The sequence below is a fragment of the Bacteroides intestinalis genome, from assembly GCF_003464595.1.
Classification (GTDB): domain Bacteria; phylum Bacteroidota; class Bacteroidia; order Bacteroidales; family Bacteroidaceae; genus Bacteroides; species Bacteroides intestinalis_A.
Genome location: NZ_QRZF01000031.1, coordinates 1 through 244, shown reverse-complemented (window position 1 = coordinate 244; position 244 = coordinate 1).

Genomic DNA, 244 nt, shown 5'->3' with positions numbered 1-244 from the left:
GGGCGAAGACCGGAACTCTTTCGTATCCATCCACCGAAATAAATTTGCCGTTCAAAAACAAAGGATCTCAGATGGAGCTATGAAAAAAGCACATTAGGGGAGGCAGAAAACAAGGAAAAGGGCAGTACGGAAAGTAAAACAAACCATACGGTTTTGCTTGCAAAACCGTATTCCTATCTCCCTGCCACAAGTGACAGGGGGGGAACGGGTTAGCAACGGACTGCCGGGACAAACGGTAAAAGGA